Origin of the sequence: Daejeonella sp., from assembly GCF_030684675.1 — a bacterium.
Classification (GTDB): domain Bacteria; phylum Bacteroidota; class Bacteroidia; order Sphingobacteriales; family Sphingobacteriaceae; genus Daejeonella.
Genome location: NZ_JAUXXZ010000052.1, coordinates 67,862 through 94,153 on the forward strand (window position 1 = coordinate 67,862; position 26,292 = coordinate 94,153).

The window sequence follows — 26,292 nt, forward strand, 5'->3', positions numbered from 1 at the left end:
CCCTCAAAAATAGAAAATTACATTGATGTTTTCAGATTAGACCTGGTTTTGAACCTGCTCAGCCTTAGTTCAGAAAAAATCCTTAATTTCGCGGCTTATGGAAACTGTTGTAAGTGGTATCCGCAGTACCGGTAAACTGCATTTAGGGAATTTCTATGGCGCTGTAAAGAACTTTGTTCAGATGCAGAATGAATATAATTGCTATTTTTTTATAGCTGATTATCATTCACTGACTACCCATCCTACGCCCGAAGATTTACATGGTAACGTAAAGCAGGTGCTGGTAGAGTACCTTGCTGCTGGAATTGACCCTGAAAAAGCAACTATTTATGTTCAATCAGATGTTCCTGAAATTGCAGAGTTATACCTTTATCTGAATATGAATGCCTATTTGGGCGAACTCGAAAGAAGCACCTCATTCAAAGATAAAGTTCGCGCTCATCCCGACAACGTTAATGCAGGATTACTGACCTACCCGGTACTTATGGCTGCAGATATTCTTATCCATAAAGCGACCAAGGTTCCTGTTGGAAAGGACCAGGAACAGCACCTGGAAATGTCAAGAACTTTCGGAAATCGTTTCAACAGATTATATAAAACAGAGTATTTCCCTGAACCTTTTGCATTTAATTTTACTGAGAAACTCGTTAAAGTTCCGGGTCTTGATGGCAAGGGAAAAATGGGTAAATCTGAAGGTGAAGGTAATGCTGTTTATTTATCCGATGAACCTGAAGTAATTCGTAAAAAAGTAATGCGAGCCGTTAGTGACGGGGGGCCAACCGAAGAAAATCAGCAAAAACCCGAGGCAATTCAAAACCTGTTCGACCTGATGAAAATCGTTTCATCTGCTGATACTTATGATCATTTTGATTCCCTATATAATCAGTGTGCAATACGCTACGGTGATTTTAAGAAGCAGCTTGCTGAGGATATGATTCTTTCTACAGCACCAATCCGTGAGAGAATCAATGAAATTGCCCGGGACGAGACCTATTTAAGGGAGGTTGCCCGGTTTGGAGCAATAAAAGCTCGCGAAAGTGCTTCTAAAACGATCAGAGAGGTGCGCCAGATCATTGGATTTAAAAGTTTCTAAATTTAGCTTGATTAAAAAAAACAATTTGTATTTTAAGACACGCTTTGCGGCCATCGCTTTGCACTTACCATAATTATCATGCACATAGCTATCGTTGGAAATATCGGAGCAGGTAAAACTACTCTGACAGAATTACTTGCCAAACATTTGAGTTATGAAGCGCAGTTCGAAGCTGTTGAGAATAACCCCTATCTGGAAGATTTTTATAGTGATATGAAACGCTGGAGTTTTAATCTCCAGATCTATTTTTTGAATAGTCGTTTCCAGCAAATCCTGGAACTTCAAACCGAAAACCGCAACATCATCCAGGATCGTACTATTTATGAGGATGCCTATATTTTTGCAGAGAACCTGCATGATATGGGTTTAATGACCTCACGGGATTATGAAAACTACCGCGCAATCTTTGATAATATCACCTCTTTCATAAAACCACCAGACCTGCTGATTTATCTGAGAGCGTCTGTACCTACTCTTGTCAATAATATTCAACGAAGAGGCAGGGAATATGAGGCAGGGATCAGGCTTGATTATCTCTCAAAACTAAATGAGAAATACAAAAAGTGGATCGACTCCTATACTCAGGGTAAATTACTGATTCTTGACAAGGATAAACTCGATTTCGCCAATAAGCCTGAGGATCTTGGCTTTGTTATTAACAGCATTGAGAGGGAAATAAACGGATTGTTTTAATTCGTAGCAAATAATATTTTGTCCAATGAGGATACTCGGAGTCATCCCTGCCCGTTACGAATCCAGCCGCTTTCCCGGAAAGCCATTGATCGATATTGCAGGTAAAAGTATGATAGAACGCGTCTATGGACAGTGTTTAAAATCATCTTCACTTAGCAAAGTAATTGTAGCCACCGATGATCAGCGCATCGCAGATCATGTAAGCTTATTCGGAGGAAATGTCGCAATGACCTCCAATAAGCATCAGAGCGGTACCGACCGCTGTGCTGAAGTAGCAAATAACTGCCCTGAATTTGATATCCTCATTAACATTCAGGGTGATGAGCCCATGATCGATCCAAATCAAATCGATCTTTTATGCAAATGCTTTGAAGATCCACAGACTTCTATTGCAACACTGGTTAAGAAAATCAGTACGAATGATGAGCTTTTTAATGAGAATACTCCCAAGGTTATCCTCAATAAAAACAAGGAGGCCATACTTTTTAGCAGAACTGCGATTCCATTTCTGAGAGGTAAAGCAAGAGAGACCTGGATAGAACATTATACCTTTTTCAAACACATTGGGGTTTACGGATTCAGAACTGAGACGTTAAAGAATCTCACTAAGCTACCCTTATCAGGCCTCGAAACTGCTGAGGCTCTGGAACAACTACGATGGATAGAAAACGGATACCGGATTCATGCGGCAATCACCAATCAGGAAAGCCAGGCTATAGATACTCCTGAAGACCTGGAAAAATTACTCAAATTGATCCAGCCCTGAAAATTTATCATCAAATTTTCACAGACATTCAGCCTTCTGAATTATTTATTTAAATTGTCAGAAGATATAATCAAGCTTAATATGAAATACCTGGCAGCCATCTGTTTCCTTATGATCAGTCATTCTGCATTTGCACAACTGGAAAAACGTCTGGATTCAGTAATCAATGACAGTATTCAGTCAGGGGAACCCGGAATAGCATTGTATATTGAAACCAACGGTAAGACAATTTATAATAAGGGTTTTGGTTTGGGGGATACTGATCGTAAAAAAAGTATTGATTCTAGAACCAATTTCAGGCTCGCTTCCGTTTCAAAACAATTTACTGCCATGTGCATGCTCCTGTTAGAAAAGGATCAGAAACTTTCATTAGATGACCCTATTTCCAAATTCTTTCCTGAATTACCTGTGGAATTAAGCCATAAAATTCTTTTGAGGCATTTAATAACCCATACATCCGGAATGCTTGATTATGAAGAACTTATGGACAATAGTAGCAGCAAACAGCTACTGGACATCGATGTATTAAACATCTTAAAAACGCAGCATAAAACCTATTTCAATCCGGGTACTGAATTCAGGTACAGCAATTCTGCTTATGCACTTTTGGCCCTGATCATAGAACGGGTATCAGGCCAATCCTTTCCTGAGTTCATGAAAAAAAGAATTTTCAAGCCCCTTAAAATGAAAAACTCTCTGGTTTATGAGTCTGAAGTAAAAATACCTAATCGTTCGATGGGTTTTGCCCGGGATAAAGACAAAAAGCTCTATGCAAATGATCAGAGTTCCACCAGCGCAATCAAAGGTGATGGCGGGGTGTATTGCTCATTAAGCGATTATAAAAAATGGACTCATGGAATTTGGAATAACAGCCTTGTCAATATGCCTTCTGTACTGTCTCGACTTAATGTTCCAATAAAAGAAGTAACGGGTAGTTTTTATGGTCCAGGCTGGTTTTACTTCGATAAAGGTATTCCTGCACTATTCCACTCCGGTAGCACCTGCGGTTTCAGCACTTATTCAATTAACATTCCTTCACAAAAAACATCCATTGTTTATTTTTCGAATATTGCAGGCAATTCTGAACCGTTTAAAAGAATACTTGAGGTATTGAATGCCGAAGGTGTCAGCAGTCCTGCTGAGGTCTTCAGTTTACACCAGTTAACACGTTAATGTGAAGACGAAAGCGTAAAAAATGAATTATATCGTTGATAAAACATTCGAAAGAGTCAAATTCAATGAGATACCCTTCGAACAGGGGGAGTATGAAAATTGTATATTCAGGCAATGCGACTTTACAAATATTAACCTCTCTGAGATAAAATTTACTGAGGTTGAATTTATCGGTTGTAATTTGAGTATGGTTAAACTGGAAAGGACTGCATTTCGGGATGTAATTTTTAAAGAATCTAAAATGTTAGGACTCCATTTTGAAAATTGCAATGAGTTTGGACTGGCATTTTCATTTGAAGATTGCCAACTCAGCCATTCTTCTTTTTACAGGACAAAGATCAAAAAAACGAATTTTAAAAACTCCAACCTTAAAGATGCAGATTTTACCGAATGTGATCTTACAGGCTCTGTTTTCCAAAATTGCGATTTGGCCGGAGTTACATTTGAGAACACTATTCTTGAAAAAGCAGATTTTCGGACTTCATTAAATTATTCCATTGATCCTGAAAACAACAGGATCAGAAAAGCGAAATTTTCAATATTGGAAATTTCAGGGCTTTTAGACAAATACGATATTGAAATTGATAGTAGTATTTAAGAATTTAAATGTGCTACGTTTTTTACAAATCGACAACATTCTTTTAGTTAAACTTGCATTATAAACCATCGAAGAATACTGGCTTTAAAATAAAGATGAACGAGGATTTTTTCAATCATATTTTCAAAAAACAACAAGATGCAGATGCCGTTCCTTCTAACAAGGAGATTTCAAGATGGGCACTGGAACTTTTCAGACTGCTCTATCCTGAACAATCCAAACGAGCGCTAAATTCAGTTAATGAATTAAAGCAGGAGTTTCAAAGGCTTGAGACTGAACTATGTCATATGATGGAAGCCACAAAAGCCTGTGTTCACTGTGATAATTCCAAGCTGGCTAAAGACTTTTTTGCACAGATACCTGAATTGTTCCGGGTGTTAAACACTGACATTAAAGCTATTTTTGATGGGGATCCGGCAGCCAAAAGCGAGTTTGAGGTAATCCGGGCATATCCTGGTTTTTATGCAATCTCCTTCTACAGACTGGCGCATGCTCTTTACAGTCTGGGTATACCATTATTACCTAGAATTTTCACTGAATATGCCCATTCAAAAACAGGAATTGATATTCATCCTGCAGCCCAGATCGGTGAGTACTTTCATATCGATCATGGAACAGGTATTGTTATTGGAGAGACCTGTAAAATTGGAAAACACGTGAAAATGTATCAGGGAGTAACCCTGGGTGCACTGAGTGTCGATAAAAGTATGGCCAATACGAAAAGACATCCAACAATTGAAGACCGGGTGGTAGTATACTCGGGTGCAACAATATTAGGAGGTGAAACCGTTATTGGCCATGGTAGTATAATTGGAGGGAATGTTTGGCTAACAAAAAGTATACCTCCCGATTCATCAGTTTACAACACTTCTGAGGTAGTCATATCCAGCGAAAAAAGCAAAAATAAATAATAAAATGGCAGGAATAATTGATCTGGTTGGAAATACGCCATTAGTTGAAATTAAAAAGCTGAATCCAAATCCCAAAGTTCAGATCTATGCGAAACTTGAGGGCAATAACCCGGGAGGAAGTGTTAAGGACCGTGCAGCACTCAACATGATCAGGAGTGCACTGGAGCGTGGAGATATCAGAAAAGGATCCCGCTTAATTGAAGCTACTAGCGGCAATACAGGCATAGCCCTGGCTATGATTGCACGCTTGTACGATCTTGAAATTGAGCTTGTTATGCCATCCAATTCGACCCGTGAGCGTACTTTAACCATGGAAGCCTTCGGAGCCCAGGTAACTTTGCTAGAAGGAATAGAATTATGCCGTGATTATGCCGAAGAAAAAGCAGCAAATGGTGAAAGCTTTTTACTTAATCAATTTGCAAATCCCGACAATTCCCTTGCTCATTATAAAACTACCGGGCCTGAGCTATGGAATGATACCGGACAAAAAATCACTCATTTTGTCAGTTCTATGGGTACAACCGGGACTATTATGGGTTGCTCAAGGTTTCTCAAAGAAAAAAATTCTGAAATACAGATCATAGGTTGCCAGCCTACTGAAGACTCGTCCATTCCCGGAATTCGCCGCTGGCCTGTTGAATACTTACCTAAAATTTTTGAGCCTGAACGTGTTGATCGTATCATGGATATTTCAGAAGCTGAGGCAACAGAAATGGCCAGAAAGCTTGCAAAAGTTGAAGGGATATTTGCAGGAATGAGCAGTGGCGGTGCTGCATCAGCGGCTATAAGGCTGGCCTCTGAACTCGATGAAGGCCTGATTGTCTTTATAGCCTGTGATCGTGGAGACAGATATCTCAGCAGTACACTTTTCGGTTAAAAATAAGCGCAAAATTTATGGCAAAGAAAAAAACAGGTAAGATTATGTGGCATGATCTTACAGTCGACGACGCGGTACAAATCAGCGATTTTTATCAGCAGGTTACTGGCTGGAAAAAAGAAGGATTGAGTATGGGGGAATATGATGATTTCTTAATCAAGAGTCCGGGAGATTCTGAAGTTGTTGCCGGTATCTGCCACGCTAGAGGAGTCAATAAGGATATTCCTGCACAATGGCTGATGTATATTATGGTAGAAAATTTGGATGAAAGTCTTGAGACCTGCAAAAAACTTGGAGGTAAAGTATTAGGTAATAAACGAAAAATGGGTGAGGGCTATTATTGTTTGATACAGGATCCTGCCGGCGCTTATGTAATGCTTAGCGAGTAATTTCTAAAATTCAGAATCCTAAATCGGTTAACCAGATTTACGGATATCCCTGATCACTGCAATACTACAATGTTTTTCAATGATCTGATCAATGATCTCCTGTGTTCTATCCGGATAATCTACCTCAATAATTCTTTTGGATTCTATCCAGTTATTGATGACTATATCAAACCGGTCGTTTAAATTTCTGATGACCGGTACTCCCATCTGACTTAAAGCCGCAGCATTTAATTGCTGCTCATATTGATTTTTCATCGGAACAACCAAAAGCTTCTTTTTCATGTATAATGCTTCTGCAGGTGTTTCAAAACCGGCACCACAAAGTATTCCCTCAGAACTTGCCATACTCCTTATAAAACGTTCATTATGAATGGGCTGAACAGAAACATTCTTAGTCCTGTAAGGCCGATGGTTATGCTTTGAGAACACATCCCAATTCACATTCTTGAACTTAGTAAGTGTAGCGATCAAACGAGGATCATCATAAGCCGGCAAATAGACGGTATAATGTCCCTGATTCTGAACTTCCTCATCTCTAACCTGTTTCCTGATTACCGGTGTGAATATATTTTCAGCATAAGCTTTGAAATGAAATCCATACTGAGCGGTATTGGGGGCATAATTTTTGAGAATAAGCTTTCCGACTACGTCGTTATTATCTGTTTTCGGCGCTTCATCAGCAAGTACTGCCGACTGATGACTTAAACCAATACAAGGAACATTCTTTTCATAGCATGCCCAGGCAGAGACAGGTTCAAAATCATTGATTACAAGATCATATTCTTCAACAGGAAGAGAGTTAATTTCTTTTACAAGTTTTCGGATATTTGATTTTATACATGTCTTCCAAATATCAACACCTCCCGACTTACCAAAAATAAAACTCAGCCCTCTCATTTTATAGCTAAGCTGATAAGGCAGAACAAGATCGCCCTGAATACCACTGACAAGAATATGAACCTCAGCATGCTTCATGAGACATGGAATTATATCCATCGCCCTGCTCAAATGCCCATTTCCTGTGCCCTGAATAGCATACAGTATTCTCATTTACCTTGATATTTACAGCTTCTAAATTGCAAAAAAACTATGAGAAAGCTGGTGTTTGCTTTCATATTGGAACGTATGATAATTGGCTTGAACATACCTCAATTATAAAGCATTGGTTTGTAGTTGATTTGATTTAAGGAAAGCATGAGACAATATATTTTTTTAAATTCGCAGGCAAACAATACATTTTATGATAACAGTAAGCGAATATTTTGAAGGTTCAGTAAAATCTCTTGGGTATCAGTCTCCCGAAGGAAAATCAACAATTGGTGTCATTGAAAGTGGTGAGTATGAATTCGGGACATCCATGCATGAAACCATGCTAATTATAGAAGGTGAACTGGAGGTTAAATTACCTGGAAATAACAACTGGGAAACTTTTCGAAAAGGAGATGCATTTGAAATTGATGCAAACCAATCTTTTAAAGTTCGTGCCTCGTCTCAAACCTCTTATTTGTGTAAATACAAATAGTTCGCTTTCAATTTTATTAAATAAAAAAAGCTGCCTTATTAAAGAGCAGCTTTTTCGTTTTTCATAGGTTTATAGAATCTCGATGAAGACCGGCTTATAAAATCAGGATCAAGATTAAAAGGATAATAATAATAGCACCAACAGAAAGATAAACACCACCGCTAGTTGCTTTAACTTCTTTCTTCATCTCAAGAAGTTCATTACGTAATGCTTTACGCTCTACACGACTTAGGTCAGATCTGTCCATGTTTTTGATTTCTTCAACTCTGCGGGTGATTTCAGCAACACGGGCAATCTGATTTTCTGTTAATGCAGGCTTTGACTTTACCTCATTTGCCATAACTGAACTTGATGCTAAAAGGATAGCAGTTAGTAAAAGGTAGATTTGCTTTTTCATTGTTTTTTGATTTAAGTTTCTTTAAGTTAATGATAAAAATTAAAAAATGCTCCCATTTTTAGACATTAACCTTAAGGCAATTATTATTCCATAAAGTTTATATACATTTTGAAGCAGATATAGATGACATTTGAAATTAAACTGTCCCAAATTCAGGAATCAGTGTAGTTTAATTCACATAAATATCTCTTACTTTATGCGGAAAACGGAGTGCTGCATTCAAAATCATATTTCGGATGTAGTCATTCTCAGGGTAAGGTGTTAAATGCTTTTTTACTAAACTGATATCAGCCTGAGCTAAATCAGAAGCAATATAACCCATCCCAAAAAACTGACCATTCTCTATCAATAAACAACTCTTTTCCTCAAATGTTCGGCCTACATCAATCAGCAAAAAGCCCGGAAGCACCGAACTCAGGCTATTTAACGCCACAATTACCCGTTCATTATATAAGTCAACCGATTCGAGCTGTTCGCAAGCTCCTTTGCAGGACTCCTCTCCTATTGGGATGCAGGGCTCATTATTACGCTGAACAAAGCAAAGCTTAGGACAGAGGTTAAATCCGGCAATCAGGCTTTTGATCAGATTATAACCTTCGGCGATACCATTGAAGGTATAGTGCGGTTTCGAGAATTTTTTCTTTCTGTCGATAACCAGACGCATATAACCATTCTGATCCTCAAATGAATACAAAGCATATGCATATTCAAATCGTTTCAAGGATCGATTATAAGCAGGCCACAGACGTTTGATCTCAACGGCTTCAAGAATCAATGACATGAGTTCGGTACCACATTCCTGAAAGGTTATGTGATGAATTTCCCTCAAAAAATCCTGCTTTTGCCTCCCCGGTTTATTATTTGCAAAATGACTTGCTACTCTTTTCCGGATATTCTTTGCCTTCCCCACATAAATAACTTTCGACTTTGAGTTATGAAAATAATAGATTCCGGGAACAGTTGGGAGTTTGTCCATATCTTCTTTTGGAAGATGAGGCGGGAGTGATTGTTCCCTTGATCGTTGATTCAGGGTTTTGCTGATATGTCCATCCTTATCCTGTTCAATCAGCATTGAAAAAAGCTTTGCAGTTGCCAGAGCATCACCCAATGCGCGATGTCTGTCCTGAATTTCTATTCCAACCTCCTTACATAATCTCCCCAGGCTATAAGACGCCAGTCCGGGAATGATTTTTCGGCTTAAACGCACTGTGCATAGCTTTTTTGTCTGCAAATTAAAGCCGGCAGCAGCAAGATGAAAATGAAGAAAAGAAAAATCGAAATTGACATTATGTGCTACGAACACTTTATCATGCAGAAGTTCATATATCTGATGGGCAATATCCTGAAATTTCGGAGCTTTACTAACCATTTCATCATCTATACCGGTAAACGCCTGAACATATATTGGAATAGGCTTTAACGGATTGATTAATGTTTTGAATTGCTTAATAACCTCCTGGCCATCATGTACCAATATTGCAACTTCAGTGATCCCATTGGCACTTGCATGCCCTCCGGTTGTTTCAATATCGACTATAGCATACATTCTTCAGAAGCTCTCAATTATTCAAAGATAATCAGATTTTAGAAATACTAACAATATTAGTATTTTTATTTAAATAAAAACAGGCCCTTTCTAATTATTTCCTGATGGGCTTAAGCAAATATTCAAGTCCGTTAAGCTTAATCTCATACATCGTCGCCAGAAGGACTCCAATCTTACCTTCAGGAAATCCCCTATTCTCATACCATACCAGATAATATTCCGGCAGGTCGCAAATAAGCCGGCCCTTATATTTACCATAAGGCATAGCAATACTAACCAGATCTTTAAGAATTTGAGGGTTCATCCTGCGGTTTAATCTGAGATTTTCTTTTATAAATAAGTTGCAGGTATAGATATGCAAAAAAGGTTGTGATTGCCGCTGCGTAGAAGATAGTAGGTATCATACTAACATCAGTAATGTATAAACTGCCGGCAAAAAAGGCTCCCAAACCAATACCTGCTTCCAGTGCGATGTACATTGTTGCAACGGCTTTACCGCGATGATCAGGATGGCTAAGATCAATAATCCAGGCGGTAAGTGCTGGTGATAACATCCCGGTTGCTATACCATAAACAGCAGAGCCAATCATCAGGCTCAGTGGAGTATCAGCAAGCCCAATCAAGACCAGAGATATCACAAGAATAATCAGCGATAACTTAATAATACGAACTCTGCCAATCCTGTCAGACATCTTTCCGGATACGAAACGTATTAACAGTGAAGAAACAGTAAAAACCATGAAGAAAAGACCCTTGTTTGAAATGCCAAGATGCCCTCCCCAATCTGATATAACGGTAAGAATAATTCCATAACTCAGGTATGAAAGAAAGGTAATGAAAGCTGCTACCAAAACCCTGACCTCAATAACTTCTGTACGGTTTATCTGCATCATAGAAAACCGGAACGGTTCTTTTTTCTCCAGGGTTTCCTGCATATTCATCAGAATGACAATAGATAGAAGTGCAAAAACAGAAGAGCAATAGAACATGGCATTTATTGAAACCATTTCAGTCAGCTCGCTGCCAATTGCCGGGCCAATTGCTAGTCCGGTACTAAAACATACTCCATGTATTCCCATAGCTTCTCCCCAACGGTTGCCAGGGACGATATCAGCAACATAGGCTGCCGTTGCAGTTGGCTTAAAACCCGTAGAAAAACCATGAAACAGCCTTAGCCATAGAAATCCGGCAACACTGGTCAATATCGGATACAATAAGCCACAAACAACACAAACAAAAGAACCAACCGCCATTACTGGAACACGGCCGATCTTATCTGTTAATTTTCCACTAAATGGTCTTGAAATCCCTGCAGAAAGTGTAAAGAGTGCAATAATATAACCCTTATATTCTGCACCTCCCAGCCCTGTAAGATAGGCTGGCATTTCCGGAATCAACATATTGAAACTGGCAGAAAACAGGAATGAGCTCAAGCATAAAAGTGCAAACTGAACATTATAGATTGGATGTTTTTTACCAGACATTGTTTAAGATAGTGCGGCAAAAGTAATAAGAATTTCAGCTAAAATCGTCGAAATAAAAAGAGAGCGATTAGAACAATAAATGATAAAAATGTCCGGATTTTCAGCTAATGTTAATAGTTTTGCCGGGTAAATTATTCCCTCTATGCGATTTCTGAAATTGGTTACCTTTTTAGTTTTGATGATCTCTTTGCAATCTGTCTTTGGGCAGAGCAGTTCAGCACTCAAAAAACGTAAGGAAGCCATTACCAGAGAGATAGAAGAATTAAAGAGAAGCCGTAATAAAATTGACAAAAACAAGAAGTTATCCCTTAACCAGATTAATCTGTTAAATACCCAGATCAGATTAAGAGAAGATAAGATCAGGACGATAAACACTGAAATTAAAATGCTGGACACGAAAATTATCAGCAATACTACTGAGGTAATTTCACTACAAACAAACCTGAACAAGCTGAAGTCGCAGTATTCAAAAATGATTGTTTTTGCATTCAAAAATCAGGGAGCCTACAATAAGTTGATGTTCATATTTGCTTCACATGATTTTAATCAGGCCTATATGCGACTGCGCTATATTCAGCAGGTAGGCACTTTCCGTAAAAGACAGGCAAAAGAGATTATTACAACTCAAATAAGATTGAAAAAACAAATCAATGAACTAGACCAGAACAAAAAGGAGAAAACCAATCTCTTAATAGACCAGATTGTCGAGAAGCAAACCTTAGGTAATGATAAGGAACAGCAGTCGAAAATATTAACAGGCTTAACTAAGAAACAAAAAGAGCTCCAGCAACAGCTTTCCAAAAAACAAAAGGAGGCAAATACATTAAACAAAGCAATTCAGGAGGCCATTCGTAAAGAGATCCTGGCAGCACAACGCAAAGAAGCAGAACGTCGAAGACTGGCCGCTGCGGCCGAAGCAGCCTCAAAAGCAAAAAATAATACCGATAAGCCCAAGCCTGCTAAACCTGTAGCGAGCGGATCATCTATTTTAGCTTCAAGTCCGGAGGACGCCAAACTCTCCTCATCTTTCCTGGGCAGCCGTGGACGGATGCAAAAGCCTGCACAGGGAATTATTACTCAGGGTTTCGGGCAACAAAAATTCAATAATGTAACCATTTTCAATCCGGGTATTAACATTAAAACTGCCCCCGGGGCTAATGTTTATGCTGTTTATGGAGGAAAAGTGAGTAAAGTGATTTATCTGGTCAATTCCTACACTATCATCATTCGTCATGGAGAGTATTTTTCTATTTATTCCAAGCTTAAGAATGTGAGTGTAGCTGCAGGCCAGGAAGTGACTGCCCGGCAAAGTATTGGTACAGTAGCAACAGATATAACAGAGGATCTAACAGAAATGCAATTCCAAATCTGGAAAGGTGGCACTCCGGTAAATCCATCCGGATGGATATCACAATAATAATCTAACAATTCTGTTATCTATTATTTATTCGATTGATTCATATTAATCAAGTCGAATATATAATTATCGTTAACTCGAAATTAAATAATCATTAATTTAATGTTGCTAAATAATGTATTAATCACGTACTTTTGCAAACTCTAAAAAAAATAAAAAATTCATGTCTGAACAAAGAGCTATTGTAAGTGTATGGAGAGATAACTGGCAATCATCTGATTACAGAAAAAAATGTATTACAGGGTTAATCCTCATCTCATTTATTCTGCTTTCCCTGCCCTTTTTTTATCAGGCTATAGAGCAAAGAAATGGGATTGATTTCAATGATTATTTATTACAATGGCTTCCCTCATACGACCTTTCTCTTTTTATTTTCATTACAATCTGGTCAATGACCATTTTAACATTCAGCCGTTTCAAGCAAGATCCTAACTTATTTTTAACCTTTCTATGGGGTTTTATCCTGATCAATCTATCGCGATTTGTCTCTATCGGTCTGATTCCACTTGATGCACCCAGAGATCTCATTCCTATTCATGACCCAATCAGCAACCAATTTTATGGGCCGAAATTTATTACCAAAGATCTGTTCTTCTCCGGTCACACCGCTGCGATGTTTTTGATGTTCTTATGTCTGAAGAAAAGAACAGATAAAATTCTTGCACTTACAGCTACCATTTTTATTGGGATAGCAGTACTCCTGCAACATGTCCACTACACAATGGATGTAATAATGGCACCAGTGATTACCTATTTTATTTGGGCTGGCTCCAAAAAAATTGTCGAATCATAATCTATTTCCTATTCTCCATTCCCTCTCTTTACCTTCTCCCCATCAATCTGGAAAATTCTTGTCAATCATTAACTGAATTAAGCCATCCACCAAACCTACCCTTGGTACAAATATTTGCTTTACTCCTCCCCATTTCATAACCGTAAGATAAATTTCGGAGGCAGGAATAATAACATCTGCCCTATCCTGATTCAATCCAAGAACATTAATGCGATCTTTAAGTGAAAAAGAATTAAGGTAAGAATACAATTCCCTAAGCTTTGTAAAAGTTAATGGAGAACCATCTTTTCCTTCAGCCATCTTAAAGAGCTTATTAATGTTCCCTCCAGTACCAATACCCGAAAGATTTTTATATGATTGTGCCACATTCTTCACCCAATCCTTCATTTCAGCCCAGGTTTCATCTTTATCCTGATTATCAAGTATCCTGATACCACCCAGGTTGAATGAACGGGAAGAGATCAATTCTCCGTTGCTAAAAACCGAAAGTTCAGTACTACCACCACCAACATCGATGTATAAATAATTCTTCTTACGGTCTAAACTTTGTTCAATATGGCTGGCATATATTATGTTAGCTTCCCTTTGTCCTTCGACAATTTCAAGGTCTAATCCTGCCTCAGCCTTAATTTTTGCTACAAGTGAAGAACCATTCCTTGCCTCGCGCATTGCAGATGTTGCGCAAGCCATATAATCACTAACCTTATAAACATCAATCAGATTACGAAATGCGACCATGGTCTTAATGAGCTCTTCGGTTTTATTTGGAGATATTAACTTATCCAGAAAAGCATCATCACCAAGCCTCAAAGGCACTCTGATTAGCGTATTCTTTTTAAAAGAAACAGTCTTGTTGTTTTGTATTACATCAGCAATTAACAGTCTGACAGCATTCGAACCGATATCTATGGCAGCGTATCTCAAGGTATTATTTTTTATATTTTAAATAGGTATATATGTCAGTCTGAGCACGACTATGAACCTTTGTTCCGGTCTTCCGATAACGATTATTGTTCAGCTCATTAATTTCTCTGGCCTTAGTATTATCCTTCAGCTGAATATTAATAATATCCAGAATTTCAGACCTTATCTCCGCATCCAGTATTGGGAAACCTACTTCTACCCGATGATCCAGATTTCTTGCCATCATATCGGCCGAAGAAAGATAAACATTTTGTCGCCCTGCATCTCCAAATATCCAAACCCGCGCATGCTCAAGATAACGATCTATTATACTAATCACTTCAATATTTTCACTAAATCCTGCAATTCCCGATACCAGACAACACATACCGCGAATGATTAGCTTAATTTTAACACCTGCATTACTGGCTTCATATAATTTCTCAATTATAGCAACATCAGTTAAACTATTCATTTTAAGTATTATACTGGCATTCTTACCCGCTTTTGCAGTTTTTATCTCTTTATTGATCAGGGTATTTATTTTTTGCCTGCTTTCAAGTGGAGAAACGATTAAATGCTTATAAGCACTGTAAAAAACCTGCTTCTGTAGTCCATCAAAAAATGTTACCAATTCGGCTGTAATTAAGGGATTAGCAGTAAATAAACTATGATCGCAATAAAGTTTTGCTGTCTTTTCATTATAATTCCCCGTAGCCAGATTTGCATAATATCTGTCTTTCCCCTTTTCTGTCCGTCTTATCAAACAAATTTTCGAATGAACTTTATAATCGGGCATTCCATAATTAACAACTACCCCCTCTTCCTCCAGCCTGTTTGTCCAATAAATATTAGCTTGCTCATCAAACCTTGCTTTAAGCTCCAGCATGCAGCTCACCTTTTTGCCATTCTTAGCAGCATTGATCAGAGCGTGTATAATCCTGGAATTTTCAGCCAGGCGATACAGTGTAATTTTAATCTCTCTAACCTTTGGATCAATAGCTGCTTCCCTGAGGAAATGTATAATATAATCGAAGGACTGATAGGGTAAATTAATAAGGTAATCCTTCCTGGAGATCTGTGCGAAGATACTACTTACAGTGGAAAGCTCATTTACCGGCAGGGGCACCAATTTAGGGTATTCCAATTCAGGTCTTCCTACATTCGGAAAGCCGATGAAATCCTTAAAATTATGGTAACGGTTGCCAGGAATAAGTCCATCGGCAGTTAAATCTAATTCAGCTACCAGATAAGTGAGCATATCCAGGGGCATGTCAGTATCATATAATAAGCGCATAGGCTTACCCTTTCCTCTTTTCAGAAGACTTTTGGAGAGTGCGTCAATGAATTTTTCACTAACATGTATATCAAGATCCAATTCAGCATCCCTGGTTAACTGAACAGAATAAGCCTCAATACTATCATATTCAAAAATGAAGAAAATATCATCAAGACAATATCTGACAATATCATCGATCAATGTAATGAATTTAAGATTATTCGTTTCCGGAAGTACAATAAAACGGCCTGAAACATCAGTTGGAATCTCAATCAGAGCAAATCTGCTTTTCTCTTTATTCTTTGTTTGAACCAGCCTTACAAAAAGATAGATTGCCCGATCCTTGAGTTCAGGAAATGGTTCATTTTTATTGATCATTACCGGTACAAGTGTTGATAGAATCTTTTCCCTGAAATATTCTCTCACAAATGAACCACGTGTAACATTCAACTGAGTTTCATTAATTAAAAAGATCCTTTCCCGTTCCAGTTCCTTTACTATGACATCTTCATATAAATGATTGAATTTTCGCTCTTGTCTGACAACAATATTTTTAATCTGGTTCAATATTTTCCGGGGACTAAAACCCAGTATTGCTTTTGACCTGGTATTCAGATTTGAAAGCCTGTTGAGCGTAGCAACCCTTACCCGGTAGAATTCATCAAGATTTGAGGAAAAAATGGCCAGAAAACGAATTCTTTCAACCAGCGGGACTGATTTATCAGCGGCCTCCTGCAGTACACGGTCGTTAAAGTATAACCAACTGACCTCACGATTTATTAAAGGAATATTCTTAGGCATTGGCATAAATAAACAATCCCGCACCTGTGGACGGGACTGTAAAATTCAAAAATTAATATTAACAAAACATTAATTTCACGTTAAGTGTGAAACGTGAATCGCATTCATCTATATTTTTTCAGTTGAAGGAGCACTTGAAGACCCTTCTGATTTGGCTGAAGCAACAGTTGACGGAACAGCTTTAGAAGCCGGCTTTCTGTTTCTGGAGGCTTTTGGCTTTGCTTTTACAGTTGCCTCTTTGCTTACAGCGGGCTTACCTGACACTGCTTTAGTGCCTGATGCTGCAGCTGTACTCTTTTGTATTCTTACTCTTGGTTTGCTTGCAGCCGACTTTGGTGAACCTGTACCAGAAGTTACAAGACTTGGAGCCTTCGCCTTTACTGCAGCCTTACTAACACGGGCAACAACCTTTTCGGCTTTCTTAACTGCAGAAACTACAGATTTACCTGCTGAAGCACCTGCCTTGCTGATACTTTTTGGTTTTATGCTTTTGGCCTTACTTTCCAGTTTATCTTCAACCGCATTCTTAACATCATTATACTTAGCTGCAAGCTTTTTAGCTAATGCTTTACTGGTTTTTTTAATCTCCTTGGAGAATTTTTCTGCATCATGTCCAAGACTCTTCATTGCTTCAAAGAACTTATCAGAAATAGTTGTTTCCAATTCCTTTTTAACAACACGTTTTGTTTTCTTTTTTACATCCTTTACAGATGTTTTTACTTTATTTGCTTTCATAATTATTCTTTTAGAGAAATGTAATCTTTAAATGCAATATTTAAAGATATTAACAAAATTCGATTAACCATAGTATAATAATTATGCCAACATTTGACATCGTAAGTAAGATCGACGGACAGACCCTCGATAATGCAATCAATACAGCAAAAAAAGAGATTTTAAACCGCTATGATTTTAACGATTCGAAAAGCAGCGTAGAACTCGATAAAAAGACAAACGAAATCACCATCATCACCGAAAATGATATGCGTTTGAAAGCTATCCAGGATGCGATTATATCCAGGATGGTAAAACATAACCTTGATCCGGGCAGCATGGACCTCGGAAAAGAACAATATGCATCAGGCAATATGCTTCGAAAAGAAATTAAAATTAAGGAAGGAATCGATAAGGAAGCAGCAAAAAAAATCGTTAAAAAAATAAAAGACAGCGGACTAAAAGTTCAGGCTTCTATTATGGACGATCAAGTTAGAGTTCAGGCTAAGAAAATAGATGATCTGCAAGCTGTAATTGCCCTTTGCCGCAGCGATGATTTTGGACAGCCGCTTCAGTATATTAATATGAGAAACTAAAATATAATTGAGAGTGGAGAATTGAGAGTTGAGAGTGATTTCATTTTCCACTCTCAATTCTCCACTCTCCACTAATTAAACCGTCTTCACATCTTTCTCATCATACTCATCAATATCCATGATGTAGCCATTCTGTATCAGAAATTCGAACAAATGTTTTGATTCTTTTGATACAGGCATATTGCGTGTGGTAATAATCTGTTTATTTTTCTTGTCAAGGTAAGGATAGGCATAGAGCCTTACGTTCTTACTGAATAAATCACTGATATAAGCTAAAAGTTCGTCTGTGTAATTTTCGCCGTAATTTTCGGAGTTAAATATATTTTTCAGGTTTGCAATATTGGTTGATATACCAACACTTTTGGGGCTGCATCGTGAAAGGTATTGTGCCAGTTTATGATTTCGCGCAAAGTCAGATACAATCACATAATTTCCTGTAGTACAAAGCTCTTCAGCACGTTTCGCAAATTTTTCAAGATCCTCATTACTTAGTTCCGATTTATCTTCAAGAAAATTGGTCATTAAAACCTCAATCATTACAATGATGTTCTTGTCATTTACCTTTTGTGTGTGCTTAAATTGCTCGACTGCTTTATTAAATAGATCGAAGTTTGGCGTAGATTTCTGACCAAATTTTGTGCGAAGGATCATCACATCCTTTTTATAGAGCACATCTTTAGATTGGCGTGCATGACCATTTTTATCAAAAATTGCTGCCCCTGAAAAGCCTTTGGCAATCAGATATAGGTTAACCAGCCGGTCGTTAGCATTCTTGAATTCAGGACCACTCAGACTGATGAGATCAATTTCTACAGAGCCTACTGCCAAATTATCAACCAGAGACTCGATCATTGACTGAACATCATCATGATAATAATATGCAGCATAAACGAGGTTTACTCCTAATATTCCCAATACATTCTGCTGCAGATTTGAATCACTGTCCAGAAGTCTGACATGAAAAATAATATCATTAGGCTCACCTCCCGGACTCAGTTGAAACCTGATACCCAGCCAACCATGTGGATCATTGGTTTTATTGAAATTTAGGGTTGTTACAGTATCTGCAAAAGCGAAAAAGGTTTTTCCGGCATATTTTGGCCCGCAGAGGCGTTCAGATAAAAGTCCGAACTCATGCTGGATCATTTTATCAAGCCTTGATTCAGAAACATAGCGGCCAGATTCCTCCTCCCCGTAAATGGAATTACTAAAGACCATATCATAAGCCGACATAGTCTTTGCAATCGTTCCTGAAGCAGCCCCGGCAGTGAAAAAATTTCTTGCGACTTCCTGACCTGCTCCTATCTCGGCAAAAGTTCCGTAAATAGATTCATCCAAATTGATCTTTAAGGCTTTTCGCTTATTCTCTAAAATTTCTCTCACCATGCGGCAAAATTACGATTTTGCAGCTTATGCCGCAATTTAAATAGAAAAGGCAGACGGTATTCCGCCTGCCTTTTAAAACGAGTGTTGGATCAGAATTAGCTAATTGCTATCTCTCTCGACAGAATCTTTGCTTCTTCTTTCTTTGCTACACTGATAAACAAAATACCATCTTTATATTCTGCAGTAATCTTAGCATGATCTGCAGTCTCAGGCAATGTAAATGTTCTCATAAAGGATGAATAGTTATACTCAATTCTGTTGTATTTCTTTGCTGCATCCGACTCTGTCTTCTCTTCCTTGCTTTCTGCCGATACAGTCAAGAGATTCTGCTCCAGATTGATTTTAAAATCTTCTTTCTTAAGCCCGGGTGCAGCTAATTCAATATGAAATTCATTTTCGTTTTCAGCGATATTAACAGCCGGATTACGATTTAAGGTACTTTTAGATAAAAAGGGATCGGCATTGAAAAACGATTCAAAAACATCGTTATAAACCGGTTTGAATACTTTGTTTGTGTTTCCGTTTGCAAATTTTACTAGTGCCATTTTGATATCCTCCTAAATTTTTAATTAGTTATTTCAAACTACTCGACAATGTGTATACCATTTTGCATATTGCACAAAAACAAGTCAAAATAAAAGACAAACTGGCAGAAAAATTTATTTTTTACAGACATAATGACAATATTCACATGAAAGGATATCATTTCAAGACTCAGATTCCCATTCGTTTTGCAGACATAGATGCTTTAGGCCATGTAAATAACGCTATATATCTTACTTATTTTGAGATAGCACGATCGGCTTACTGGGCTGAAATAATTGAATGGGACATGAAATTACTCGGAATCATAATCAGAAAATCAGTGGTTGATTATCTTAGACCAATAACACTTTCTGATATTGTATATGCTTATGTCAGAACTTCAAAAATTGGCAACAGTAGTTTTGAACTGGAATACGTTCTTGTAACAAACATTAATGGCACTGAAGAAATATGTACTACCGGGCAAACGCTCTGTGTCTCATTTGATTATGCACTTCAAAAACCTACCCAAATTCCGGCACAGCAGCGCATTAAGATGGAAAACAGTATGAAGTACAACTTTGAGTAATTAAGGTCAGATATCTGCTTGCAGGATTAGAATATTTTACCGGGATTCAGTATTCCCTTTGGATCAAAAACTGATTTAATACCACGCATCAGGTTAAGATGGACTGCCGAGTATTTTATATCCATGTACTCACGCTGCACTGACCCTATACCATGTTCCCCGGATATAGTACCACCAAGGGAGACGGTCAGCTCAAATATCTCTCGTATACCCTCTTTTAATTTTGTATTCCAATCCTCATCAGACATATTACCCTTAATGATATTGATGTGCACGTTTCCATCCCCGGCATGACCATAACAAATAGACTGAAAACCAAATCTTGCTCCTATTTCCTTTATTCCATAAATCAGTTTTGCTAATTCTGCCCTTGGCACCACTGTATCTTCCTCCTTATAAATTGAATTCGACTTTACAGATAATGGCATTGTACGCCTCAATCTCCATATAGACTCCTTTTGAGCCGCAGTATCTGCAAAAAGCACATCTGAACAGGAATTATTCTCAAGCACTTCGTTGATCTTTTCACAATCAGTCAAAAGTACATCCAAATCGTTCCCGTCGACCTCTATCATTAAAAATGCCTGTGCTTCATCTTTAAGGTCGAATTGAAAATGATCATACTCTATTACCCATTCAACCGCCCTCCGCTCCATAAACTCAAGCGTAGAGGGTGTTACTCCGGCTCGAAAAATCGCAGAAACTGCCTCGCAAGCCTGCTCATTACCTGGAAAAGATGCCAGCATAACCAGGTTTTGTGTAGGACGCGATATTAGTTTTAATACTATTTTGGTTATGATACCGAGTGTACCCTCAGAACCAATCATTAACTGCGTGAGGTTATAGCCCGAAGCATATTTGAGTGTATTAGCTCCTGTCCAGATTATTTCACCATCGGGAAGAACCACCTCAAGGTTCAATACATATTCTCTGATGGTTCCATATTTTACGACTCTTGGCCCTCCACTTCCATGGGCAATATTTCCACCAATAAAACAAGAGCCTTTACTGGAAGGATCTACCGGATATAACAATCCCCTTTCGGCGATGGCATTCATGAAAACTTCGGTAATTACCCCCGGTTCAAGAGTTGCCTGAAGATTACGCTCATCAATCTCAATGATCTTATCAAACCTCTCCATAGAGATCAAAAGTCCGCCCATTACTGGCAAGGCCCCGCCACTTAGTCCCGTACCGGCACCTCTGGGGGTAACTGGAATCATGTACTTATTACATAATTTAAGCAGCATTGAGATCTGCTCTTTACTATCCGGTCTGACAACTACTTCCGGATAGAAAATCAGATCTTCAGTCTCATCATGGGAATACTTCTCAAGTTTATCATGATCTGTAAAAACGTTCTCTGCTCCAGTAATTTCAGAGATTTCGATTAAAATATTCTCACTAATCTGGTTAAAAGACATATTATCTGCTGAACGAAAGTTCAATGGTTGAATTATTTATTTCGGCACTCATTGGGGGATGCATTTTGTGGATAGAAATACGAATCATCTGAACAGCGAGAAACTCATGCCTGATCCGCTCAAGTATGCTATGCGCTACAGTTTCTATTAACTTACGCGGAATTTTCATTTCTTCTGATGCGATTTGCAACAATCGTTCATAATTAACTGTATTCGCAATATCATCAGCACCTGAACCATACACCTCGAGTTCTGTATCAATATCGACAATAAATTCTGTCCCCAGGATCTGCTCTTCGGGATAAAATCCGTGATATGAAAAAAAACGAACTCCGTTCAAGCTTACCTTTTGTTTGATAATTCCCATTACACAAAAATAGATTAATTAAAATATACTCTATGGCGTAACTGGTCAATTAATTGTTCTCTGTTGAATAATTATTCCAATCAAAAAATAATATCTAATTTCATAATCCTCAAATTCATATCTTGTTTAAATATTATATTAAAATGAAAAGAATCACTTTAATCGCCGCTATCTTAACAATTCTGATAAACAGTAGCTCCGCTCAGCAGAATGCAAATCCAAAAGACACAGAAGCATGGTCACCTGTCCCGAAAATTGTTCAACCACAAAAAAATGCGTTATCAGCACCTGAAGATGCAATTATATTATTTGGAGGAAAGGATCTTAATCAATGGCAAACAGCTAAGGATCAATCTGAAGCAAAATGGACGGTAGCTAATGGACAATTCACCGTAAAAAAAGGAACAGGAAATATTCAGACCAAAAGATCATTTCTGAATTATCAAATGCACATTGAGTGGTATATACCCGAAAACATTACAGGCACCGGTCAGGCAAGAGGCAATAGTGGAATATTTCTGGCATCTACCGGCAAAGGAGATGAGGGTTACGAATTACAAGTCCTCGATTCGTATAATAACATTACTTACAGTAATGGTCAGGCTGGAAGTATTTATAAACAATTTATACCATTGGTAAACGCATCCAGAAAACCAGGAGAATGGCAATCATACGATATTGTTTGGACCGCACCGGTATTCAATGAAAATGGCACTTTGAAATCTGCCGCAAGGGTAAGTGTGTTGCATAATGGGATATTGATTCAAAACAACATTGAGCTCAAGGGAGAAACAGTGTATATTGGGCCACCTTTCTATAAAAAACACGGACCATTGCCTATCAAATTACAGGACCACGGAGATCCAAGTGAACCAATAAGCTTTCGTAATATTTGGATAAGAGAATTATAAAAACAACCTGTTCATAAATCAGGCCTTTTATAAAATTTGCAAAGAATCGAATTTGCTTAAAATTAATCACACAGATAAGCTGGGAGGCTATGATTGCCTTTATCCCTGGTCTCCATACTAGTTTGAATTATTTTGGCTTGAAAATTGAATGTTTGCATTCAAAAATAAAAGACATGAAAAATCAATTAATCCTGATCTGTTTAAGTGCATCGCTTCTTTTGGCAAGTTCATGTGCCGTTAACCCGGTTACAGGGAAAAAACAGATCGTTCTGATGTCAGAGAGTCAGGAAATTGCCATGGGCGCAGACGCTGATCCACAAATTGTTGCTCAATATGGACTTTATGAAAATAAAATACTTCAGGATTTCATCACTCAAAAAGGTAATGAAATGGCTGCGATATCCCACAGGCCAGATCTCAAATATGAGTTTAAGATTGTCGACTCAGAAATATTAAACGCATTTGCCGTACCAGGTGGGTATGTTTATTTCACAAGAGGCATCATGGCTCACTTCAACAATGAAGCTGAGTTTGCAGGTGTTTTAGGACATGAAATAGGACATATTACGGCAAGACATTCAGTTTCACAACAAAGCAAAGCCATTCTTGGTCAGGTTGGATTGATTGGCAGTATGATTCTTGTACCTCAGGTTGCAGAATTTGCCGAACCATTATCCCAGGGCTTAGGCCTGTTATTCCTGAAATTCGGCCGGGACGCTGAACGTCAATCAGACGAACTTGGAGTTGAGTATTCTTCAAAAATTGGCTATGATGCTAAGGAAATGGCCGGTTTTTTCAACACTCTCGAAAGACAGCGTGTAGGAACAGAGAGCGCAGAATTACCGGATTTTATGTCCACACACCCTAATCCCGGAGACAGAAATATTGCTGTTACTAAACTTTCTGAAGAATGGAAAAAGAAGTTAAGCCTCAGCAATCCTAAGGTAAGCAGAGAAAGCTATTTAAAAAAGATTGAAGGTTTAATCTACGGGGAAGATCCTAAACAAGGCTTCCTGGAGAACAACATTTTTTATCATCCAGAATTAAAGTTCCAGTTCAATACACCACAAGGCTGGAATTACCAAAACACTCCACAAAAGGTACAAATGGCACCCAAAGATGGGAAAGCACTCCTTATGATGACACTTGCACCCGGAAGCTCACTTCAGGAAGCAGCAAGCAATGTAGTACAGAAAAATAATCTTCAGGTTTTAGAATCAAATCAGATTACTGTCAATGGTTTGAACGCGATCTCTATGGTTGCAGATGTAAAAGCAGAACAACAACAACAGCAACAACAACAGCAGGCATCCTCAGTCAGAACTTTATCCTATCTCATTCAATACAATAAAAATATTTATCTGATACTTGGAGCTAGTTCAGTGAATGATTTTAATACTTATTCCCAGTATTTTCTTCAATCAATGAAAAATTTTAAAGAGTTAAAAGATGCTTCCAAACTGAATAAGCAGCCTGAAAGGATAAGAATCAAACCAGTTAAACAAAGTGGAACCCTTAAACAGGCACTTAACAGTTACAATATGCCAGAAAACAAACAGGAAGAAATTTCCTTATTGAATGGAATGCAACTCACAGACAGGGTATTGGCGGGATCTCTTATAAAAATTCTGGGGAAATAATATAAAGAGGTAAAAAGCCTGAAAATAAAATAGGCCTTTTACCTCTTTATTTATAGCTTGATATGGTTAAATTTGTATTGCGATCAATACGAACTTATTAGTCATTCTTTAATTCAATTTCCCTGAAATCATCCTTTATGAATAAATACTGGTACTATTTAACAGGGTTAAACCAGGAATTCTCGCTGGAATCAAGAATATTTCATTCCTTTTGTATAGTTGCCTTCTTTATTCTTACTCTTTGTGTTCCACTTAATCTGATCTTAGGTCTACCAATCTCGGCCTTACTTGCTGTGGTAGCATTAATAGCTCAAGCTTGTCTTTATTATCTATCAAGGTTTAAGTATAAAACACAAATCAGCCTTTGGTTATCCATATTCATTATCCATATTATTATAATAGTAAACTATTTCTTCAATTCCGGGATTCAGGGGCCTAGCTTTTTATTACTCGTTGCCATTTTCTTTCTGGTCATTTCACTCTCAAAACCAAAGGAATACTGGTTTTTCATCAGTCTGAATTTAGTTGTAGCCAGTGGTTTAGCCTTGTTTGAATATTTATACCCTGAATTAGTCGAAAAGTCTTACATGGGGCGTGGATTTCATTTCGGGGATATCATTTCTACTTATTTTATAAGTGTTTTGACCATTCTGATTGGTTTGCGCTATATAAAAAAGAATTACTACATAAGCCAGAATTTGCTGGAAACAAAAGCTGCTGATCTTGAACGTATAAATAGCACGAAAAATAAACTATTTACAATAGTTTCCCACGACCTTAGAGCCCCATTAGCTACAGTTAGAAGTTATTTAGAAATCCTGTCAAATTTAGATCCCGCGAAGGAGAACTGGCTGGAAATACAAAGTGACCTGATAGAGATGACCCAAAATACAGATAATATGCTCTCCAATATCCTGATGTGGTCTGCTTCTCAAATGGAAGGAATAAGCATTAATAAGAAACCGATTCTTCTTGCCGACACCCTAATTCCTGTAATCAGGGTATTTCAATCAATTGCAAATGCCAAGCAAATAGCTTTAAACTTTGAAATTGACCCTGGTCTTAAGGTATTGGCAGATGAGAATATGTTGCAACTTGTCATTCGAAATATCTTAAGCAATGCGATAAAATTTACCAATAACGGAGGAAATATTCAACTGACAGTAGAATCTGATTATCCAAACTATGTAATCAAAATAAGCGACAATGGTATAGGAATGACCGATCAGATTAAAGATTCCATATTCAGCTTGAAAGCAGAATCTTCTTTTGGTACAAAAAATGAAAAGGGTGTTGGTTTGGGTCTAAATTTAAGCAAGGAATTTACCGATATGCAGGGTGGCAGAATCTGGTTTGAAAGCGCTTCTGGCAAGGGAAGCACCTTCTATATTTCGATTCCAATAGCCTGATCATCAATTTTCTACAGTATTTAAATACTACCTTATTTTAATTAAGAAAATTCGACTTGTCCCTCAACAAACCTCAACCTTGATATAAA

Annotated in this window: 29 protein-coding genes and 1 pseudogene; 16 read left to right on the forward strand and 14 right to left on the reverse strand. The window is 37.9% G+C overall.

Features of this window, described 5'->3' with window-relative positions; all coding sequences use genetic code 11:
• Window positions 1-97 precede the first annotated feature (97 nt).
• From trpS to Q8M41_RS11545, 8 genes are all read left to right on the forward strand, one after another.
• Window positions 98-1,093 carry a tryptophan--tRNA ligase gene (gene trpS, locus Q8M41_RS11510; RefSeq protein ID WP_305365425.1) on the forward strand — a complete coding sequence of 332 codons (996 nt, stop codon included), beginning with the start codon at window positions 98-100 and terminating at the stop codon, window positions 1,091-1,093.
• Between the two features lie 78 nt (window positions 1,094-1,171).
• The gene (locus tag Q8M41_RS11515; RefSeq protein WP_305365426.1) at window positions 1,172-1,786 is read left to right on the forward strand and encodes a deoxynucleoside kinase; all 615 of its coding nucleotides are present in this window, start codon (window positions 1,172-1,174) and stop codon (window positions 1,784-1,786) included.
• Between the two features lie 25 nt (window positions 1,787-1,811).
• The gene (kdsB, locus tag Q8M41_RS11520) at window positions 1,812-2,552 is read left to right on the forward strand and encodes a 3-deoxy-manno-octulosonate cytidylyltransferase (protein WP_305365427.1); all 741 of its coding nucleotides are present in this window, start codon (window positions 1,812-1,814) and stop codon (window positions 2,550-2,552) included.
• Between the two features lie 81 nt (window positions 2,553-2,633).
• Complete coding sequence (locus tag Q8M41_RS11525) at window positions 2,634-3,725, forward strand: serine hydrolase (RefSeq protein ID WP_305365428.1); 1,092 nt, start codon at window positions 2,634-2,636, stop codon at window positions 3,723-3,725.
• Window positions 3,726-3,747: 22 nt separating this feature from the next.
• Window positions 3,748-4,323, forward strand: a complete 576-nt coding sequence (locus tag Q8M41_RS11530; protein WP_305365429.1) for a pentapeptide repeat-containing protein — start codon at window positions 3,748-3,750, stop codon at window positions 4,321-4,323.
• 95 nt (window positions 4,324-4,418) lie between these two features.
• Entirely contained in the window at window positions 4,419-5,234 is an 816-nt protein-coding gene (gene epsC / locus Q8M41_RS11535) for a serine O-acetyltransferase EpsC (protein WP_305365430.1), read from the forward strand.
• A gap of 4 nt (window positions 5,235-5,238) precedes the next feature.
• Window positions 5,239-6,111, forward strand: coding sequence for a cysteine synthase CysM (gene cysM, locus Q8M41_RS11540; protein WP_305365431.1), 873 nt, complete (start codon window positions 5,239-5,241; stop codon window positions 6,109-6,111).
• A gap of 17 nt (window positions 6,112-6,128) precedes the next feature.
• On the forward strand, window positions 6,129-6,500 hold the full coding sequence (locus Q8M41_RS11545) for a VOC family protein (RefSeq protein ID WP_305365432.1): 372 nt from the start codon (window positions 6,129-6,131) through the stop codon (window positions 6,498-6,500).
• 27 nt (window positions 6,501-6,527) lie between these two features.
• Here Q8M41_RS11545 and Q8M41_RS11550 read toward each other — a convergent pair whose 3' ends face one another.
• The gene (locus Q8M41_RS11550; protein ID WP_305365433.1) at window positions 6,528-7,550 is read right to left on the reverse strand and encodes a glycosyltransferase family protein; all 1,023 of its coding nucleotides are present in this window, start codon (window positions 7,548-7,550) and stop codon (window positions 6,528-6,530) included.
• Between the two features lie 190 nt (window positions 7,551-7,740).
• Between Q8M41_RS11550 and Q8M41_RS11555 the strand changes: the two genes are divergently transcribed.
• On the forward strand, window positions 7,741-8,022 hold the full coding sequence (locus tag Q8M41_RS11555; RefSeq protein ID WP_305365434.1) for a pyrimidine/purine nucleoside phosphorylase: 282 nt from the start codon (window positions 7,741-7,743) through the stop codon (window positions 8,020-8,022).
• 94 nt (window positions 8,023-8,116) lie between these two features.
• On the opposite strand, the gene Q8M41_RS11560 is transcribed toward Q8M41_RS11555, so the two are convergent.
• The 6 genes and pseudogenes from Q8M41_RS11560 to Q8M41_RS18215 form a co-directional block, all read right to left on the reverse strand.
• Complete coding sequence (locus Q8M41_RS11560) at window positions 8,117-8,419, reverse strand: hypothetical protein (protein WP_305365435.1); 303 nt, start codon at window positions 8,417-8,419, stop codon at window positions 8,117-8,119.
• A 169-nt stretch (window positions 8,420-8,588) separates the two neighbouring features.
• A complete protein-coding gene (locus Q8M41_RS11565) occupies window positions 8,589-9,965 on the reverse strand; it encodes an exonuclease domain-containing protein (RefSeq protein ID WP_305365436.1) in 1,377 nt (458 codons plus the stop codon).
• 94 nt (window positions 9,966-10,059) lie between these two features.
• The gene (locus Q8M41_RS11570; protein ID WP_305365437.1) at window positions 10,060-10,269 is read right to left on the reverse strand and encodes a DUF3820 family protein; all 210 of its coding nucleotides are present in this window, start codon (window positions 10,267-10,269) and stop codon (window positions 10,060-10,062) included.
• Window positions 10,250-10,858 carry an MFS transporter gene (locus tag Q8M41_RS18205; RefSeq protein WP_370870486.1) on the reverse strand — a complete coding sequence of 203 codons (609 nt, stop codon included), beginning with the start codon at window positions 10,856-10,858 and terminating at the stop codon, window positions 10,250-10,252. Before Q8M41_RS18205 ends, Q8M41_RS11570 begins: the two co-directional genes overlap by 20 nt.
• On the reverse strand, window positions 10,827-10,946 hold the full coding sequence (locus tag Q8M41_RS18210; protein ID WP_370870488.1) for a CxxxxCH/CxxCH domain-containing protein: 120 nt from the start codon (window positions 10,944-10,946) through the stop codon (window positions 10,827-10,829). The genes Q8M41_RS18205 and Q8M41_RS18210 overlap by 32 nt, the downstream gene beginning before the upstream one ends.
• A pseudogene (locus tag Q8M41_RS18215) lies at window positions 10,901-11,449 on the reverse strand (MFS transporter); the annotation flags it as partial. The gene Q8M41_RS18210 and the pseudogene Q8M41_RS18215, both read right to left, overlap by 46 nt.
• Before the next feature lie 142 nt (window positions 11,450-11,591).
• Between Q8M41_RS18215 and Q8M41_RS11580 the strand changes: the two are divergent.
• Window positions 11,592-12,866, forward strand: coding sequence for a murein hydrolase activator EnvC (locus Q8M41_RS11580; RefSeq protein WP_305365439.1), 1,275 nt, complete (start codon window positions 11,592-11,594; stop codon window positions 12,864-12,866).
• 163 nt (window positions 12,867-13,029) lie between these two features.
• A complete protein-coding gene (locus tag Q8M41_RS11585; protein WP_305365440.1) occupies window positions 13,030-13,659 on the forward strand; it encodes a phosphatase PAP2-related protein in 630 nt (209 codons plus the stop codon).
• A gap of 42 nt (window positions 13,660-13,701) precedes the next feature.
• Here the strand turns inward: Q8M41_RS11585 and Q8M41_RS11590 are convergent, their stop codons facing one another.
• The 3 genes from Q8M41_RS11590 to Q8M41_RS11600 form a co-directional block, all read right to left on the reverse strand.
• Window positions 13,702-14,583 (reverse strand): ethanolamine ammonia-lyase reactivating factor EutA, encoded by an 882-nt coding sequence (locus Q8M41_RS11590; protein WP_305365441.1) that lies wholly within the window; start codon window positions 14,581-14,583, stop codon window positions 13,702-13,704.
• 4 nt (window positions 14,584-14,587) lie between these two features.
• The gene (gene ppk1, locus Q8M41_RS11595) at window positions 14,588-16,642 is read right to left on the reverse strand and encodes a polyphosphate kinase 1 (RefSeq protein ID WP_370870482.1); all 2,055 of its coding nucleotides are present in this window, start codon (window positions 16,640-16,642) and stop codon (window positions 14,588-14,590) included.
• Between the two features lie 108 nt (window positions 16,643-16,750).
• Complete coding sequence (locus Q8M41_RS11600; RefSeq protein ID WP_305365443.1) at window positions 16,751-17,377, reverse strand: hypothetical protein; 627 nt, start codon at window positions 17,375-17,377, stop codon at window positions 16,751-16,753.
• Between the two features lie 83 nt (window positions 17,378-17,460).
• On the opposite strand from Q8M41_RS11600, the gene Q8M41_RS11605 reads away from it, so the two are divergent.
• Entirely contained in the window at window positions 17,461-17,952 is a 492-nt protein-coding gene (locus Q8M41_RS11605; RefSeq protein WP_305365444.1) for a YajQ family cyclic di-GMP-binding protein, read from the forward strand.
• Window positions 17,953-18,027: 75 nt separating this feature from the next.
• Here Q8M41_RS11605 and Q8M41_RS11610 read toward each other — a convergent pair whose 3' ends face one another.
• Both Q8M41_RS11610 and Q8M41_RS11615 read right to left on the reverse strand, forming a co-directional pair.
• Window positions 18,028-19,338, reverse strand: coding sequence for a nicotinamide mononucleotide adenylyltransferase (locus Q8M41_RS11610; protein WP_305365445.1), 1,311 nt, complete (start codon window positions 19,336-19,338; stop codon window positions 18,028-18,030).
• Window positions 19,339-19,433: 95 nt separating this feature from the next.
• Window positions 19,434-19,883: an Hsp20/alpha crystallin family protein gene (locus Q8M41_RS11615; RefSeq protein WP_305365446.1), complete on the reverse strand. Its 450-nt coding sequence runs from the start codon at window positions 19,881-19,883 to the stop codon at window positions 19,434-19,436.
• Window positions 19,884-19,933: 50 nt separating this feature from the next.
• On the opposite strand from Q8M41_RS11615, the gene Q8M41_RS11620 reads away from it, so the two are divergent.
• A complete protein-coding gene (locus Q8M41_RS11620) occupies window positions 19,934-20,452 on the forward strand; it encodes a thioesterase family protein (protein ID WP_305365447.1) in 519 nt (172 codons plus the stop codon).
• A gap of 26 nt (window positions 20,453-20,478) precedes the next feature.
• On the opposite strand, the gene Q8M41_RS11625 is transcribed toward Q8M41_RS11620, so the two are convergent.
• A complete protein-coding gene (locus Q8M41_RS11625; RefSeq protein ID WP_305365448.1) occupies window positions 20,479-21,900 on the reverse strand; it encodes an FAD-binding oxidoreductase in 1,422 nt (473 codons plus the stop codon).
• Complete coding sequence (folB, locus tag Q8M41_RS11630) at window positions 21,878-22,243, reverse strand: dihydroneopterin aldolase (protein WP_305365449.1); 366 nt, start codon at window positions 22,241-22,243, stop codon at window positions 21,878-21,880. The genes Q8M41_RS11625 and folB overlap by 23 nt, the downstream gene beginning before the upstream one ends.
• Window positions 22,244-22,386: 143 nt before the next feature.
• Between folB and Q8M41_RS11635 the strand changes: the two genes are divergently transcribed.
• The 3 genes from Q8M41_RS11635 (at window position 22,387) to Q8M41_RS11645 (ending at window position 26,203) form a co-directional block, all read left to right on the forward strand.
• Complete coding sequence (locus tag Q8M41_RS11635; protein ID WP_305365450.1) at window positions 22,387-23,154, forward strand: DUF1080 domain-containing protein; 768 nt, start codon at window positions 22,387-22,389, stop codon at window positions 23,152-23,154.
• Between the two features lie 173 nt (window positions 23,155-23,327).
• The gene (locus Q8M41_RS11640; protein WP_305365451.1) at window positions 23,328-24,794 is read left to right on the forward strand and encodes a M48 family metalloprotease; all 1,467 of its coding nucleotides are present in this window, start codon (window positions 23,328-23,330) and stop codon (window positions 24,792-24,794) included.
• A 137-nt stretch (window positions 24,795-24,931) separates the two neighbouring features.
• Window positions 24,932-26,203 carry a sensor histidine kinase KdpD gene (locus Q8M41_RS11645; RefSeq protein WP_305365452.1) on the forward strand — a complete coding sequence of 424 codons (1,272 nt, stop codon included), beginning with the start codon at window positions 24,932-24,934 and terminating at the stop codon, window positions 26,201-26,203.
• Window positions 26,204-26,292: the final 89 nt, after the last annotated feature.

Bases quoted from the DNA above. Each gene is read 5' to 3' on its own strand.
- Q8M41_RS18205 (WP_370870486.1), bottom strand. From the start codon at position 10,858: ATGATGCAGATAAACCGTACAGAAGTTATTGAGGTCAGGGTTTTGGTA.
- Q8M41_RS11570 (WP_305365437.1), bottom strand. From the start codon at position 10,269: ATGAACCCTCAAATTCTTAAAGATCTGGTTAGTATTGCTATGCCTTAT.
- Q8M41_RS11615 (WP_305365446.1), bottom strand. From the start codon at position 19,883: ATGGCACTAGTAAAATTTGCAAACGGAAACACAAACAAAGTATTCAAA.
- cysM (WP_305365431.1), top strand. From the start codon at position 5,239: ATGGCAGGAATAATTGATCTGGTTGGAAATACGCCATTAGTTGAAATT.
- Q8M41_RS11610 (WP_305365445.1), bottom strand. From the start codon at position 19,338: ATGGTGAGAGAAATTTTAGAGAATAAGCGAAAAGCCTTAAAGATCAAT.
- kdsB (WP_305365427.1), top strand. From the start codon at position 1,812: ATGAGGATACTCGGAGTCATCCCTGCCCGTTACGAATCCAGCCGCTTT.
- epsC (WP_305365430.1), top strand. From the start codon at position 4,419: ATGAACGAGGATTTTTTCAATCATATTTTCAAAAAACAACAAGATGCA.
- Q8M41_RS11525 (WP_305365428.1), top strand. From the start codon at position 2,634: ATGAAATACCTGGCAGCCATCTGTTTCCTTATGATCAGTCATTCTGCA.
- Q8M41_RS11515 (WP_305365426.1), top strand. From the start codon at position 1,172: ATGCACATAGCTATCGTTGGAAATATCGGAGCAGGTAAAACTACTCTG.
- Q8M41_RS11560 (WP_305365435.1), bottom strand. From the start codon at position 8,419: ATGAAAAAGCAAATCTACCTTTTACTAACTGCTATCCTTTTAGCATCA.
- Q8M41_RS11550 (WP_305365433.1), bottom strand. From the start codon at position 7,550: ATGAGAATACTGTATGCTATTCAGGGCACAGGAAATGGGCATTTGAGC.
- Q8M41_RS11545 (WP_305365432.1), top strand. From the start codon at position 6,129: ATGGCAAAGAAAAAAACAGGTAAGATTATGTGGCATGATCTTACAGTC.
- folB (WP_305365449.1), bottom strand. From the start codon at position 22,243: ATGGGAATTATCAAACAAAAGGTAAGCTTGAACGGAGTTCGTTTTTTT.
- trpS (WP_305365425.1), top strand. From the start codon at position 98: ATGGAAACTGTTGTAAGTGGTATCCGCAGTACCGGTAAACTGCATTTA.
- Q8M41_RS11600 (WP_305365443.1), bottom strand. From the start codon at position 17,377: ATGAAAGCAAATAAAGTAAAAACATCTGTAAAGGATGTAAAAAAGAAA.
- Q8M41_RS11530 (WP_305365429.1), top strand. From the start codon at position 3,748: ATGAATTATATCGTTGATAAAACATTCGAAAGAGTCAAATTCAATGAG.
- Q8M41_RS11605 (WP_305365444.1), top strand. From the start codon at position 17,461: ATGCCAACATTTGACATCGTAAGTAAGATCGACGGACAGACCCTCGAT.
- Q8M41_RS11635 (WP_305365450.1), top strand. From the start codon at position 22,387: ATGAAAAGAATCACTTTAATCGCCGCTATCTTAACAATTCTGATAAAC.
- Q8M41_RS11645 (WP_305365452.1), top strand. From the start codon at position 24,932: ATGAATAAATACTGGTACTATTTAACAGGGTTAAACCAGGAATTCTCG.
- Q8M41_RS11565 (WP_305365436.1), bottom strand. From the start codon at position 9,965: ATGTATGCTATAGTCGATATTGAAACAACCGGAGGGCATGCAAGTGCC.
- ppk1 (WP_370870482.1), bottom strand. From the start codon at position 16,642: ATGCCTAAGAATATTCCTTTAATAAATCGTGAGGTCAGTTGGTTATAC.
- Q8M41_RS11580 (WP_305365439.1), top strand. From the start codon at position 11,592: ATGCGATTTCTGAAATTGGTTACCTTTTTAGTTTTGATGATCTCTTTG.
- Q8M41_RS11640 (WP_305365451.1), top strand. From the start codon at position 23,328: ATGAAAAATCAATTAATCCTGATCTGTTTAAGTGCATCGCTTCTTTTG.
- Q8M41_RS11585 (WP_305365440.1), top strand. From the start codon at position 13,030: ATGTCTGAACAAAGAGCTATTGTAAGTGTATGGAGAGATAACTGGCAA.
- Q8M41_RS11555 (WP_305365434.1), top strand. From the start codon at position 7,741: ATGATAACAGTAAGCGAATATTTTGAAGGTTCAGTAAAATCTCTTGGG.